16 protein-coding genes are annotated in these 14,945 nt (G+C 45.7%); all 16 read left to right on the forward strand.

Going from position 1 to position 14,945, the window contains the following annotated elements; all coding sequences use genetic code 11:
* Nucleotides 1-78: 78 nt before the first annotated feature.
* Nucleotides 79-2,412 (forward strand): endopeptidase La, encoded by a 2,334-nt coding sequence (gene lon / locus EV211_RS01170; protein WP_133527673.1) that lies wholly within the window; start codon nucleotides 79-81, stop codon nucleotides 2,410-2,412.
* 9 nt (nucleotides 2,413-2,421) lie between these two features.
* Nucleotides 2,422-3,012, forward strand: a complete 591-nt coding sequence (gene yihA / locus EV211_RS01175; protein ID WP_133527603.1) for a ribosome biogenesis GTP-binding protein YihA/YsxC — start codon at nucleotides 2,422-2,424, stop codon at nucleotides 3,010-3,012.
* Nucleotides 3,013-3,360, forward strand: coding sequence for a YkvA family protein (locus EV211_RS01180; protein WP_133527604.1), 348 nt, complete (start codon nucleotides 3,013-3,015; stop codon nucleotides 3,358-3,360).
* An 11-nt stretch (nucleotides 3,361-3,371) separates the two neighbouring features.
* Nucleotides 3,372-3,914, forward strand: coding sequence for a hypoxanthine phosphoribosyltransferase (gene hpt / locus EV211_RS01185; RefSeq protein WP_207667973.1), 543 nt, complete (start codon nucleotides 3,372-3,374; stop codon nucleotides 3,912-3,914).
* A gap of 54 nt (nucleotides 3,915-3,968) precedes the next feature.
* On the forward strand, nucleotides 3,969-4,544 hold the full coding sequence (locus tag EV211_RS01190; protein ID WP_133527606.1) for a PduL/EutD family phosphate acyltransferase: 576 nt from the start codon (nucleotides 3,969-3,971) through the stop codon (nucleotides 4,542-4,544).
* Between the two features lie 69 nt (nucleotides 4,545-4,613).
* The gene (locus EV211_RS01195) at nucleotides 4,614-5,291 is read left to right on the forward strand and encodes a lipoprotein intramolecular transacylase Lit (protein ID WP_166635326.1); all 678 of its coding nucleotides are present in this window, start codon (nucleotides 4,614-4,616) and stop codon (nucleotides 5,289-5,291) included.
* A gap of 1 nt (nucleotide 5,292) precedes the next feature.
* Nucleotides 5,293-6,102 (forward strand): PHP domain-containing protein, encoded by an 810-nt coding sequence (locus tag EV211_RS01200; protein ID WP_133527608.1) that lies wholly within the window; start codon nucleotides 5,293-5,295, stop codon nucleotides 6,100-6,102.
* Nucleotides 6,103-6,137: 35 nt separating this feature from the next.
* Nucleotides 6,138-6,698: a glycerol-3-phosphate responsive antiterminator gene (locus tag EV211_RS01205; protein ID WP_133527609.1), complete on the forward strand. Its 561-nt coding sequence runs from the start codon at nucleotides 6,138-6,140 to the stop codon at nucleotides 6,696-6,698.
* 16 nt (nucleotides 6,699-6,714) lie between these two features.
* Complete coding sequence (locus EV211_RS01210; RefSeq protein ID WP_133527610.1) at nucleotides 6,715-8,376, forward strand: MBL fold metallo-hydrolase RNA specificity domain-containing protein; 1,662 nt, start codon at nucleotides 6,715-6,717, stop codon at nucleotides 8,374-8,376.
* Nucleotide 8,377: 1 nt separating this feature from the next.
* A complete protein-coding gene (locus EV211_RS01215) occupies nucleotides 8,378-9,415 on the forward strand; it encodes a homoserine dehydrogenase (RefSeq protein ID WP_243108526.1) in 1,038 nt (345 codons plus the stop codon).
* Nucleotides 9,412-10,317: a DMT family transporter gene (locus EV211_RS01220; protein WP_133527612.1), complete on the forward strand. Its 906-nt coding sequence runs from the start codon at nucleotides 9,412-9,414 to the stop codon at nucleotides 10,315-10,317. The genes EV211_RS01215 and EV211_RS01220 overlap by 4 nt, the downstream gene beginning before the upstream one ends.
* 182 nt (nucleotides 10,318-10,499) lie before the next feature.
* Nucleotides 10,500-10,826 carry an ATP synthase subunit B family protein gene (locus tag EV211_RS01225; RefSeq protein ID WP_133527613.1) on the forward strand — a complete coding sequence of 109 codons (327 nt, stop codon included), beginning with the start codon at nucleotides 10,500-10,502 and terminating at the stop codon, nucleotides 10,824-10,826.
* A complete protein-coding gene (locus EV211_RS01230) occupies nucleotides 10,813-12,798 on the forward strand; it encodes a V-type ATP synthase subunit I (RefSeq protein ID WP_207667974.1) in 1,986 nt (661 codons plus the stop codon). Before EV211_RS01225 ends, EV211_RS01230 begins: the two co-directional genes overlap by 14 nt.
* Before the next feature lie 39 nt (nucleotides 12,799-12,837).
* Nucleotides 12,838-13,308, forward strand: a complete 471-nt coding sequence (locus EV211_RS01235) for a V-type ATP synthase subunit K (protein ID WP_133527615.1) — start codon at nucleotides 12,838-12,840, stop codon at nucleotides 13,306-13,308.
* Between the two features lie 32 nt (nucleotides 13,309-13,340).
* A complete protein-coding gene (locus EV211_RS01240) occupies nucleotides 13,341-13,949 on the forward strand; it encodes a V-type ATP synthase subunit E (RefSeq protein WP_133527616.1) in 609 nt (202 codons plus the stop codon).
* On the forward strand, nucleotides 13,933-14,940 hold the full coding sequence (locus EV211_RS01245; protein WP_133527617.1) for a V-type ATPase subunit: 1,008 nt from the start codon (nucleotides 13,933-13,935) through the stop codon (nucleotides 14,938-14,940). Before EV211_RS01240 ends, EV211_RS01245 begins: the two co-directional genes overlap by 17 nt.
* Nucleotides 14,941-14,945 lie beyond the last annotated feature (5 nt).

Consider the following 14,945-nt stretch of genomic DNA (forward strand, 5'->3'; position numbering starts at 1 on the left):
AACGAAGAATTTGAAAACAACGAAAACATCGCAGTCGATAACAACGACAGCAAACCTGGAATGACAGAAACTGTGGACATGGAAGAAAAAAAGATACAGACTAAAGAAGTTTTGCCATGTATTCCGCTTAGGGGAGTTTCTATTTTTCCTAACACAGTAGTCCATTTCGATATTGGACGTGAGAAATCCATTAAGGCGCTTGAGGCAGCCATGGGGACGGATAAGCTCATGTTTGTGTCGACACAGAAGGATGAGAACATTCTGATCCCGACAGCCTGGGATATGTATCAGGTGGGAACAGTTGTAAAGGTAAAGCAGATGCTGAAGATACAGGGGGACGCAGTACGCGTACTGGTCGAGGGCATTTGCAGAGCTACTATAGACGAGAGTGTAACAGAGGAGAATTATATCTCCTGCGCTATAGACAGAATAGAAGAAAAATCAAATGAGAATTCACTGGAGCTTGAGGACAAGGCTGAACTCAGAATAATCAAAGAAGAATTTGTTGAGTATGCAGCTCTGACTTCCCAGGTCACAGATGAGATAGTGGATAAGACTCTGGCTGTAGCAAACCCTGTGGCCATGGTCGATAAGATCGCTAATGAACTTTTCGTTCCATGCGCCAAGAAACAAAAGGTGCTGGAAGCGCTGGTATTCTCAGAAAGATTGAAAATACTGGCTACTACCCTTGTTGAAGAAAACGAGATAGCAGTCATAGAGAGAGACCTCTCACAGAAGGTCAAGGAGAATATAGATAACGGTCAGAAGGAATATTTCCTCAGAGAGAAAATGAAGGCCATTCAGACTGAACTGGGCGATGAAGAATACGCCGGCGCGGAAGCGGAAGAGTGGCTGGAAAAGCTGGACGCTCTGAAACTGGACGAGAAGGTTGATGAGAAGGTCAGGAAGGAAATCGGAAAGTTTTCCAAGATGATGCCTTCTTCAGCAGAGAGCTCTGTAATAAGAAATTATGTGGAGACAATCCTGGACCTGCCATGGCACAATTCTTCTAAGGTGAATGTCAATCTGAAAAAGGCCGAGAAGATACTTAATGAGGATCATTATGGCTTGGATAAGGTCAAGGAAAGAGTACTTGAATATCTGGCAGTAGTACATCTGTCGAAGGCTATCAAGGGACCGATACTCTGTCTCGTTGGCCCTCCGGGAGTAGGCAAGACATCTATAGCCAAATCAATAGCGAGAGCATCCGGCAGAGAATTCGTAAGAATGTCCCTGGGCGGAGTTCGTGATGAGGCAGAGATAAGAGGCCACAGGCGTACATATATAGGCGCCATACCGGGCAGAGTAATTAACAGCATCAAGGATGCGGGAACTAACAATCCGGTATTCCTCTTCGATGAAGTAGATAAGATCGGCGCAGACTTCAAGGGAGATCCGGCTTCGGCTCTTCTGGAGGTCCTCGATCCGGAACAGAATAGTACATTCACTGATCATTTCCTGGAGATCCCGTTCGATCTCTCCAAGGTAATGTTCATAACCACAGCGAATACCGCAGATACTATACCTGCGCCTTTGCTGGACAGAATGGAGATCATAGAAGTATCAGGATATACTGAAGAAGAAAAGGTCAAGATCGCGACTAAATATCTGGTTCCTAAGGAACTGAAAGCCAATGGCCTGAAGAAGGAAAATTTCAAGATCTCTGAGAGAGCACTGCACGATCTGGTAAACTATTATACCAGAGAGTCAGGCGTAAGAAATCTTCAAAGAGATATAGCCAACCTTTGCAGAAAGGTGGCCAAAAAGGTCGTTACCAATAAGAACAAGTCCTATAGTATAACTCCGGGAAATCTGGAGAAATATCTGGGTAAGCATCGCTTCCATTACGATATGGTCGAAGGCGAGAACCAGATAGGCGTTACGACAGGTCTGGCATGGACTACTGTAGGCGGCGATACGCTGCAGATAGAAACTGCAGTTCTGCCGGGAAGCGGCAAGCTGTCACTGACAGGCCAGCTGGGAGATGTGATGCAGGAGTCCGCTAAGGCGGGAGTAAGCTACATCCGTTCAGTTGCGGATCAGTACGGCATCGAGAAAGACTTTTACAAAAAGTATGACCTGCATATTCATGTGCCTGAGGGTGCTGTTCCTAAGGATGGCCCTTCTGCCGGCGTTACTATGTGCACAGCGGTAGTTTCCGCATTGACAAAGACACCGGTCAAGAGAGACGTGGCAATGACAGGCGAAGTTACGCTGAGGGGCAAAGTTTTGCCTGTAGGCGGCATCAAGGAAAAGGTACTGGCAGCTCACAGAGCCGGCATCAAGAAGATACTGCTTCCAAGAGAAAACGAGCCGGATATAGATGAAATACCATCAGCAGTCCGTAAGGAGATCGACTTCGTCCTGATCGATGACGTCAGTCAGGCTTTGGACAATGCTCTGGTCAGATAGGTAGAGAAAATGTTAAAGATCAATAAATCGGATATTGTGGCCGTAGCCGTAAAGCCGGCCCAGTATCCACCGGACGACATGCCGGAGATAGCCTTTGCGGGACGTTCAAACGTAGGCAAGTCATCACTCCTGAATCTTTTGACCGGGAGAAGAAAGCTTGCAAGAGTAAGCGGATCGCCGGGAAAGACCAGAACCATAAACTTTTATCTGGTAAATGATGACTTTCGCATAGTGGACCTGCCGGGGTACGGATACGCCAAGGTCTCCAAGTCGACAACTGCCGGCTGGGGAGATATGATGGAATTGTATTTCGACAACAGACAGGGACTACGCAAGGTGATCCAACTGGTAGATGCCAGACATGAACCGACCAAACTGGATGTTCAGATGTACGATTATCTCAGACATTACGGACTGGACGGCATAGTAGTAGCAACTAAGGCAGACAAAATATCCAAGAGAGAATTACAGAAGAACATATCAGTGATAAGGAAGACCCTGGGTCTTTCAGGGGATGATAAGGTAATTCCGATTTCGGCTTTGAAAAGGACCGGTCAGGAAGAACTTATGGAAGAGATAGAGAAAATACTGGAGGGGTAAATGCAGTATTCGTTATTAACAACACTGATGAACAGGATCAAGGCGATACCGTTCTTGCTGAAGGATAAGACAGTGCTTAAACGAAAAAAGGCACTTGTCATATTCGGGATAGTTTACGTCCTTTTGCCGATAAACTGGATCCCGCCTATGTTCTTCACAGATGAACTGCTATTGTGGATATTCATAATATGGCATTTGAAGGATGATCTGGATGTATACTGGAAAAAAGAGAAAAACGAAGATCTATCGAAAAAATTCCGTGACAAGGATATGGTACATGGTGTAAAATTTACTGTGGTAGATGGCGGTAAGAGCGATGACGATAAGAATGATAATGATGACGAATAATGGAGGATACTATGGCGGTTAAAGATACTATAGGAAAGGTGTTATTCACCGAGAAAGATATTCAGAAGAGAGCTAAGGAACTTGGAAAAGTAATAACCAAGGACTATGCAGGAGAAGAACTCATTTTACTGGGCACCCTTAAGGGAGCAATAATGTGGATGAGCGAGGTCATGAAATACATCGAACTGGATACTAAGATAGATTTTGTTTCAGCCAGCAGTTATGGCTCCAGTACATCGAGTTCAGGTGTCGTTAAGATCACCAAGGACATCGGCATGGACATATATAATAAAAATGTCCTCATAATCGAAGACATCGTCGACACAGGGTACACTCTGAGATATCTGAAGGAATATCTTTCCGACAGAAATCCTAAGAGCGTCAGAATATGTACGATGCTGGACAAGCCATCCAGAAGAAAAGAGAAACTTACTCCGGACTACATAGGGTTCGAGGTAGAGGATCTGTTTATCGTTGGATATGGTCTGGATTATGATCAGAAGTACAGAAACCTGCCATATATCAGCTACCTTGAGGCAACTGATATTAAATAGGTGAAATAATAATTTAAATAATAATCAATTTTAAGAGAAGTGAGGTAAAAGAAAATGGGTTACAAAATTATCGTTGGTATATCTAACAAGCACATTCATCTGAGTCAGAAGGACCTGGAGACATTGTTTGGAAAAGGATATGAGCTGACAGTGAAGAAGGAACTGGTTCAGCCGGGACAGTTTGCATCAGAGGAAAAAGTTGATCTGGTAGGACCTAAGACAACATTCAAGGGCGTCAGAGTTCTTGGACCTGTACGTCCTGAGACACAGGTTGAGCTTTCCTTCACAGATGCAAGACAGTTCGGACTCAACATTCCTGTAAGAGAGTCAGGGAAACTTGAAGGAACTCCGGGATGCAAGGTTATCGGACCATGTGGAGAAGTCGATCTTGATCATGGCGTTATCGCTGCCAAGAGACATGCGCATTTCAGCCCTGACCAGGCTAAAGAAGCTGGCGTAGTTGACGGCCAGACTATAAAAATCAAATTGGAAAGCCCGGACAGAACTACCATCTATGATGATGTAGTAGTAAGAGCTAAGCCATATTATGTAAAAGAAGTACATGTGGATACTGACGAAGCTAATGCTGCAGGTATAGGACCTGACGCAGTTTGCGAGATCGTCGACTAGTAATCGATTTATTCAGGGAGAGGCAGTATCAATGCCTATCCCGTTGTTGAATTATGAATGGGAGCTAATATGCATAAACCAAGTGTCATCATGTCGGTATTGCTTACAGTGCTTATACCGGTAGCGATATTATTATTAAGTTCCAATCTGGTATTAAGAATGCCGCTTACATATGAATTCTATTTCAACGACAGTCAGACTCTGGATGAAATAGATTATAGCATTACAGTGTCTGATATGGGCAGTGCCATTGGAAAATACCTGTCCATGCCCGGGTCTGAGGACTTTCAGGTTTATGAAAATAATGGCAAATACAAAGATACGGTGTTCACTACAAGCGAGCAGACGGTAATGAAAAAGGCGAAGGGTTTTCTCTTTCGCCAGCTTTTGGTTGTGCTGGGATTGCTCATAGTTACTATACTCATTTACGCTAACACCAGCCGTAAAGGCTTGCGGGATCTGTTGCGGCATGAATCGTGGATAGCCATGGGTGTGACGGTGGCCCTTATGATACTGCAGTGGGTCCTCGTAAGGCACAAAAATTTCAGGGCTATGCTCTACGGCACTTTCATAGGTTCCAAACTCAGCAAAACGTCGACTTTGTATATCGTTTTCGGCGGTGGCAAAATCTACAGTACATATCTGATGTTTTCGACCATTGCGATGATTGCGCTGTTGCTTTTATTTGTTTATGTAAATTATAAATATACGAAACCTGACAGGATTTTTTACGGTAGGGGGTTTTAAAATGGGATTAAAGACGGATCTGCATATACATTCGACATATTCTGACGGCACCATGACGCCTGTGGAAATTGTCAGGATGTATCAGGAACAGGAATACGGACTAATAGCTATAACAGATCATGACGGTATAGGTGGAGTCAAAGAGGCGCAAATCGCCGGTGAAGCACTGGAATTAAAGGTGATTTCAGGAATAGAGTTTGGTACCCTTTACGAGGGCAGGACGGAACTCCATCTGCTGGGCTATTACATTGACATCGATAACGGACCGCTGAACGACAGACTGGTGCAGATCAGACAGGCGCGTGAGGAACGCAACGAGAAACTGTTGAAGGTATTTCAGGATATGGGTTATGATATCGCCAAAGAAGATCTCCTGCAGAGACCGGGCCAGACATACATAGGCAAGCCTAATTTTGCGCGGGCCTTTGTAAAGAAAGGCTACATCACCACGCCTAAAGAAGCCTTTGCGCCGGGAAAATTCATAGAATCACCCGAAGCGAAAGCTGTAGCCAAGGATAGAATAAGCACCGAGGTAGCCATAGATCTTATAAAGGGAGCGGGAGGAATTGCATCTCTTGCCCATCCTCTTAAGATAAAGGGACTGGGCTCTAAGGCTTCAGATGAATTTTATAACAATCTGGATGGGATACTGAGACCGCTGAAGAAGGCGGGACTCGGGGCTTTAGAATGCTTCCATCCATCTGCGACTCACGAGCAGGGCATAGACCTGGTGAAGTTTGCGGAGAAGTACCACTTGCATATAACTGAAGGGTCCGATTTTCACGGACCTGATTTTGAGGGAAAAAGATAATGTGAAACGCCAATAAACCGAGGAGATGATGAGATATGGCAAAGGTAGATTTCATTAAAAATCACATCGCAGCGGCGATAAGAACGGAGAAGGATTTCAGCAAGGCATTAAGGTCTGATGTGGACATGGTGTTCTTGCTGCACGTCAATATCATGAATGTGAGCCAGTGTGTCAAGGAGATACACAGCGCAGGTAAGAAGGCATTCGTACACATTGATTTTACAGAGGGAATTGGAAAGGACCGTTACGGCCTGGAGTATCTGGCCAAGCAGGGTGTAGACGGTATCTGCACTACGAGGACCAATTTAGTGAGAATGGCCAAAGAATTTAACCTGATCACAGTACAGAGATTCTTTATGATAGATTCTCATTCTGTGGGCACATCAGTTGATTCTATCAGAATGTCTAAACCCGACATCGTGGAAATAATGCCGGCTATAGTAACCAAGAAGATAAAGGAGTTTTCCAGTCTCGTAGATGTGCCTGTTATCGCAGGTGGATTAGTTGAGACTGAAGATGAAGTCAGGGCAGCATTGGAAGCCGGCGCTACAGTAGTGTCCACCGGCGAGACAGAGTTGTGGACTTTGAAGGTATGATGCGGAGGCGTATATTATGAAAATTAAGTTTTGTGGAGCGTCATCGGGCGTGACAGGTTCATGTCACCTGCTGACAACGGACAAACATAAGGTACTGCTGGATTGCGGTCAGTTCCAGGGTGGAAAAGCTCAGGAAGCCATGAATTACGAGCCATTTCCTTTCGAACCGTCAGAAGTTGAGTGTGTGATACTCAGCCATGCGCACATAGATCATTGCGGCAGGCTGCCGCTTCTTGTAAAGAGAGGTTTTACAGGAAAAATCTATTGTACAGACGCTACGGCGGATCTTCTGGAGGTAATGCTGAAGGACAGCGGATATATCCATGAGAAGGATGCAGAATGGCAGAATAAGAGAAATGCCAGAGCTGGCAAGCCTCAGATAGAGCCATTGTACACAGTTGCTGATTCAGAAGAAACTCTGAAATATGTGGAGCCTGTACTGTATGACCAGCTTATCGAGATAAATGATGAAATGAAGATCGTTTTCAACGATGCCGGACATATTCTTGGATCCGCCATAACGGAGCTTTGGGTCAACGAAGGTGAAAGGGAGAATAAGATAGTATTCTCGGGAGACCTGGGAATGACTGACAGACCTATTTTACGGGATCCTACGTACATCAAGAAGGCGGATTGCGTCATTATGGAGACTACATACGGCAACAGAAATCATGGAGAGAATGCGGCCAGCATCAAACAGCTCATCGACATAGTAGTCAATACAGCAAGACGCGGCGGCACTATAGTTATACCGTCTTTTGCCGTTGGAAGGACTCAGGAACTGATTTTCGAATTCAACAAGTTCTATGAGGAGAACAACGAGTATAAGAAAGATCTGGATAAAATCAATGTATATGTAGACAGCCCTATGGCGACTACTGCAACTGAGGTATTCCGCAAAAATGCTCAGGTATTCGATGAAGAAACCAAGGCGTACATACTGAAGGGCGATAATCCTTTGGATTTCAAGAACCTGAAATTCACCAGGAGCACGGAAGAATCTCAGGCCCTGAACTTTGACAGAAGCCCTAAGGTGATAATATCAGCCAGCGGCATGTGCGAAGCCGGCAGGATCAGACATCATCTGAAGCATAATCTGTGGGATCCGAAGTCAAGCGTAGTCTTCGTCGGCTACCAGGGCGAAGGAACTCTGGGAAGGGCCCTTATAGAAGGCAAGAAGGACATCACCCTTTTCGGCGAAGAAGTTCATGTAAACGCTGAAATATATAATCTGGAAGGATTTTCAGGCCATGCAGATCAGAACGGTCTGTTTACCTGGCTCTCCAAGTTCGAGCAGAAGCCGAAGCAGGTATTCCTGGTACATGGCGAAGAACAGTCCAAGCAGGACTTTGCCAAACTTATCCATGATAAACTGGGTTACGATCCTGTAGTAGTACTTGGCAATTCTGAGTTCGAGATAGATATGAACGAGGTCAAGGTCCTCAATATGGAAGAGGCTGTTAAGGAAAGCGCCACAGACGACGATGTTCAGAAGGTCAGAAACAAGATATCGGGTATCCATACGGAAATCGAGGATGTCCTGTACAATGCAAACCTGGCTATGGGTAGCGCTCTGCCTGACGATCAGCTGGTCAAAATCAACAATATCGTTCAGGAACTGGAGAAAGCAACGATAAATCTCGGCAGTGCGGTCAATGAAGACCAACATGGTGAATAGAATGAGAAATGTAAAGGTTGCGATGCTGGGCTTCGGCAATGCCGGCCAGGCTTTCGCGAAAATGCTTTGCGACAAGAGAACAGATATAGAGAAAAAGTATGGCTGTGGCGTTATCGTCACGGCCATTGCTACTAGAACAAAGGGTACAATAATCAACGATGAGGGCATAGATCTTGCCAGGGCCTGCAGGGATGTAGAGACCTGTGGACATTTTGCAGAGGACACGACGGGGCTATGCACTGCGTCGGACTTTGAGGTGATCCGAAGCGCGGACTATGACGTGATCTGCGAACTTACACCCCTTGAGATCAAAACCGGACAGCCGGCCATAGACCACATCAAGGAAGCCTTTGTGCACGGAAGCCACGTGATCACGGCCAACAAAGGCCCTATAGCCTGGGCCTACAGAGAGCTGGCAGACATGGCCAAAGCCAGGGGACTCATGTTTTTCTATGAGACCACGGTCATGGACGGAACGCCGGTATTCAACCTGGTGGATCATGACCTCAAACTCTGCAGGGTGACAGAAGTGTCCGGCATACTCAACAGTACCACCAACTACATTCTGGAGGAACTGGCTGCAGGCGGAGACTATGACGAGATAATTGCAGAAGGAAAACGGCGGGGATTCATAGAAGAAGATCCGGCCATGGACATAGAGGGATTTGACGCTGCGGCTAAGATAACGGCACTTTTGAATGTGCTTATGGATGCCGGAATAACTCCTGATCAGGTAGACAGAAAGGGCATCGAGGACATAACGATGGAGGATATCAAAGCGGCAGAGGCAGATGGCAAGGTCATCAAACTTCTGTGCAGAGGAACCATCGAAGATGGAAAAGTCAGGGCGTCTGTGGGACCGCAGCTGGTAGATAAAGGCCAGATGCTGGCGACTATAGACAGCACCACATCGATAGTATCTATAACCACAGATCTTATGGGTAAGGTCTCTGTAGTCGAGCATGCTCCTGAAATAGAGCAGACGGCCTACGGTATATTCGGGGATCTGCTGAGAGTAATGGAAGGACTGGTCAGGTGATAGAGGAGAAGACTACTGCCAATAAAAGTCTGATATTTGTGTTGTTTGTATTCCTGGGCCTCTTCTGGGGAATGTCTTTCTTCGCCACGACGGTGGCCCTGGAATTACTGACGCCTATACAGATACTGGCTATAAGGTGGGCTGTATCAGCGCTGATATTTCTGGTGCTGATCGCTGCCGGGAAAATCAGGATAAGAATAAAAAAGGGGAGTTTCAGATTCCTGATACTGACGGGACTGCTTCAGCCCTGTATTTACTCTATCTTCGAAACCAACGGCATTGCCATGACTTCCACATCGGAGTCATCGATTTTTATTGCCACCATTCCCTGCGCCACGCTGATATTCGGCGCGGCATTCTTCAACAGAAAAGTCAACTATAAAGTGGTGCTGAGCATAATCATAGCTTTTACCGGCGTCGTGATCTGCACGGTGTTCTCGCCTGATTTCACATTGAGCGGTAAGGGCAGCGGTTATCTGATGCTCCTGGGAGCCATCGTGACCGGCGGACTGTACTCGCACAGCAGCAGTAAAGCGGGAGAAACCTATAATACCCTTGAAGTCACAGCTGTCATATCCATTATGGGCGGCATATTTTTCAATGTCATAAGCCTGGCCAAGGGATATGGCGTTTCCGGGTACGTTGCCTGCTTCAGCAGTGCCAGGATGGCCTTCGCAGTTTTGTTCCTGGGCGTATGCTGCTCATGTCTGTGCTATCTGATTTTCAATTATGTACTGAGCAAAATGAAGCCTGCTATTGCCACGAACATTTCAGCCAACTCCACCACGGCGGTCGGCGTGATATCGGGCGTGCTCTTTGCGGGAGACCCTTCGGGCTGGTTTACCATAGTAGGACTGGCGCTTACAATTACCGGCGTCTGGCTATCTTCGAGAGAAGCGTAATTATTAAGAAAACTTCAGAAAGATTGATTTTACAAGGTTTATTTGTAATTAATAATGTATACAAAGCCCACATGGATTGTAAAATCCATGCTTTTTTGGTACAATAAATTATAAGCGAATTATTATAAGGGAAGCTTAACTATTCGCTGGCAACAATAATTCACTTACAGGAGGTGATCAATGTGTTCGTTGACGAACTGACTAAGATTAAAGAAAGTGAAGATAAAGCAGAAGAGATTCGAAAAGAGGCAAAGGTTGATTCTAAGAAAAGACTGGAGGAAGCTCATGCTCAAGCTGCGGATATCCTAGAGAAAGCCGAAGCTGAGGCTAAGACTATTCATGACTCCCTTGTAAAAGAGGGAACTGAGAAATCAGAAGTTGAATACGCTGCGTTTTTATCCAAGACAGAAGAGGATTGCAAGCGTATGACAGAAGCAGCTGCTGCCAGAGAAGAGAAAGCAATAGAGCTGATTAAAGAAAGGATCGTGAGTGCCGGTGTCGATAGTTAAAATGGGAAAAATCGATGTTATCGGACTGGATACGGTCAAGTCGGATCTTATTGCTAAACTTATGGACATGGGAGCCGTGCAGATCACAGATCAGAGTTCTAAACTGACCGATGAGAAGTGGGCGGCTGTAAGCGACAAGGATGGCGACGATGAGAGAGCCACGGCCCTTGACGCGGAAATAAGCAGAATAAATACGGCTATAGATGCTCTGAAAACATACAGCGATTACAAGTCGCCGCTGTTTATAACAAGGCGTGCTGTCAAGAAGTCTGATTTCACTGAGGTGATCAGTAACAGAGCTCAGATAGCAGATAACATCAATGATATCATGAAGCTTAACGATAAGCTCCATGTATTGCGCGAGAAGATAAATAAGAATAACACAGATCTGATGGCCATAACCCCATGGGAGGGGTATGACCTTCCTTTGGATGCGACGGGTACGCTGCATACAGCCATAGATCTGGGAATAGTTCCTGCGGCGGCGGATATGGATGGTCTGATCAGGGCCATATCGGAAGATTCCGAGTGTATATTCACCAGGGAAATCAGCAGGGATAAGGATATGGTCTATATGATCGTCATATCTATGAAGGATGAACGTGAGAAGATCATGGAGATCATGAAACAGCGCGGGTACACTCCGATGCCGTTCAAGGGTATGTCGGGTACCGTAGCTGATAATAAGCAGAGGATAGCAGAGAACATAGAGTCATTGCAGAAGCAGGTCATGGAAGTTCAGGGAGAGATAGCCGCCAAGGCTCATATGAGAACCGATATGGAGTGTCTGCAGGATCAGCTGATCATGGAAAGAGACAGTGAGAGAATCCGTACAAACCTTTTGAAAACCAAGCGGACATTCTGTCTGTCAGGATGGGTACCGGAGCCTTGCAGCAAGTCTGTAGAAGCACTTCTTGAGGAAAAGGGATGCTACTACGAGTACAGGGATCCGGAAGAGGGTGAGGAAGTACCGGTACTTACTCATAATAATGCCTTCTCCACGCCTTTCTCGGCAGTTACGGACATGTATTCCCTGCCGGATTACAAGGGATTCGATCCAACAGATATATTCTCAATCTTCTATGCAGTATTCTTCGGAATAATGCTCAGTGACGCGGGCTATGGCATGGTACTTGCCATAATATGCTTCGTCCTCCTGAAGAAGTTCGATCTAGAGGGTATGACCTATAAGATGATCAAGATGTTCATGATATGCGGCATATTCACAGTGTTCTGGGGCGTAATGTTCGGAGGCTTCTTCGGAGATCTGATACAGACCTGGGGAAGTACGGTATTCAACAAGGATATCACCATACCGGCGGTGTGGTTTGACCCTATGGAGGATCCGACCAAACTGCTCATATTCTCATTGTTGCTTGGTGTAGTACACCTGTTTGTGGGAATGGGAATAAACGCGTACATGCTCATTAAGCGCGGACATCCTATGGATGCCGTGTGCGACGTATTTTCCTGGTACCTTGTCATCGTAGGAGCAGGACTCTGGATAGGCGGAAGCGCTATATCAGCAGCATTGGTGACGCCGGGCAAGTATCTGTTCATAGCCGGTATTGCCATACTTCTTCTGACCGGAGGAAGAAAGAAGAAAGGCATCATCGGCAAGGTCACTGGTGGTCTGAGCGCCGTATACAGCATAACAGGATATATTTCAGATATACTGTCATATGCCAGACTACTTGCGCTGGGCCTGGCAACAGGAGTCATAGCCAGCGTGGTAAATCTACTGGGATCTATGATAGGAACAGGCATCAAGGGCGCTATAGCATTGATACTCATAGGAATCATAGGACACATATTCAGTATGGCGATAAATGTTCTGGGAGCATTCGTCCATTCAAGCAGACTGCAGTACGTAGAGTTCTTCGGGAAGTTCTACGAGGACGGCGGAGAACCGTTCAAGCCATTCTGCAAGGATACTAAATATGTAAGATTAGTAAATGATATAAACAAATAGTTTTAGAATGAATTAATAAATAATGGAGGTAACAAGAAAATGATTACTGGGCAAGCATTAGCATTGATAGGAGCAGCAATCGCTGCATTAGCAGGTATAGGAAGCGGACTTGGAGTAGGAATCGCAGGACAGGCTGCAGCAGGAGTTGTGGCAGATGATCCTAAGAAATTCGGTAAGACACTGGTGTTACAGGCTCTGCCTGGAACACAGGGTATTTACGGACTTCTGATGACATTCCTGATCTTCGTGAGGACAGGATTCCTGTCAGGAAACATGGTTGACATTACAATGACTCAGGGTTGGTTCATATTGGCTTCAGGTCTGCCGGTAGCTCTCATAGGAGTATGGTCAGGCATAGGTCAGGGAAAAGCAGCAGCAGCAGGAATCATGCTTCTCGGCAAGAGACCGGATCAGATGGCTAAGGGAATCATATATGCCGCAATGGTAGAGACATATGCTATTTTCGGTTTGCTGATATCCATTCTGATACTGTTCAACTGTGGACTGTAAATCGTTGACGTGTCAGTAAAGGATGTGAAGATATGGGCATAGAAAATATCACTTCCAAGATAATAGCCGATGCTAAGGGAGAAGCTGATGTAATGGCCAAAGAGGTTCAGGCATCTGCAGAATCGATCAAATCGGAAGCTGAGAAGAAAGCGGCCAGGATCGTAGATGATGCCAAGGCTAAGGGAGCTGTTGATAAAGAGAAGCAGCTGACCAGCCGTAGGGCGGTGGCAGTTATCGATGGAAGAAATATAGTGCTGGGATACAAGCAGAAAATAATAAGCCAGTGCTTTGAAGAGGCCGAGGATCGGGTAGCCGGTCTGTCGGATAAGGAGTATATGGATTTCCTCTGTGGCTGCGTCAAGGCTTCGGGAAACACGGAAGGTGAGATCTTTCTTAATAAGGAGGATGCGCCGCGTGGGGACGAGCTGCTGAAGCGGCTCGAGTCTGAAGTCAGCGGAAACAGTTTCACTGTTTCGGCTGAGGCGAAGAATATCAGAGGCGGATTGATGATAAGACTGGGCAACACCTGGTTCAATGGATCCATAGAGGCGATAGTTGAAGAAATAAGGAATGATTTAACAGCAGAGGTAGCCTCAGTGCTGTTCGTAGATCAGGAGAAGCAAGATGGCAATAAGAAATGAAGATGAATATATCTTTGCGGACGCATTCGTAGGTTGTCATATAACCAGCCTAATGAACAGGCAAGATCTGATCAGGCTGATAAACTGTCCGGATTTTACCAGTTCAGAATCACTCCTCAGGGAGTTTGGCTATGGTGAATCCAAGGAAGTAATAGAGGGAGATGTGGAAGCGTTCATAAGACGCGAGCAGAACAAACTTTTCGATGTAATTTTCAGCAATCTTACAGGCAGAGAAGAAATGGCTCCTTATATTTATCCTTTTGATTATCATAATATCAAGGTATGTATCAAGTCTGAACTTCTTGGTATAACTCCTGATGAGACTTATCTCATATCAACAGGAGATATCAACTGGATGCAGATGGTGGCCATGATAAGAGACAGAAATTACGAGAAAATGAGACCTGCCATGAGAGATGCTGTCGAAGAAGCTTTGGATGTATATAGCCGTGGCGGAGATCCTCAGGAGATAGATATAATCCTGGACAAAGCCTGCTATAAGGACATGGCTGACAGTGTGGCTGAAAGCGGATCACAGTTTCTGGTAGATTACATCTCGATGGACATAGATACATTGAATCTGAAGGCGTTTGCGAGACTGCGCAATATGGAGAAACCTTGGTCATTTTTCAAGAAAGTGTTCATTCAGGGTGGAAGTCTCACAGAAGATTTTCTTGTGTCCGTATATGAAGAATCATATACGCAGATCGCAGATAAACTCGTGTCTCAGGACCTGAAGAAGGCCCTCACAGACGGAGGCCGGGACATTGATGAAAAGGGCGACTTCGTTTTGTATGAGAAACTTCTGGATAACGCTCTTATGGAAGTGAATAAGAAAGCCAAATTTTACTCCATCGGCATAGAACCTATTGCCGGATACTGGTCGGCCAAGGAAGTTGAGCTGGACAATGTGAGGATCATCCTCAACGGCAAACTCAACGGCACTGATCCGGACGATATCGAGGAATTGCTGAGAGAAACCTATGTATAAGCGAA

This window comes from Aminicella lysinilytica, assembly GCF_004362975.1.
Taxonomy (GTDB): domain Bacteria; phylum Bacillota; class Clostridia; order Peptostreptococcales; family Anaerovoracaceae; genus Aminicella; species Aminicella lysinilytica.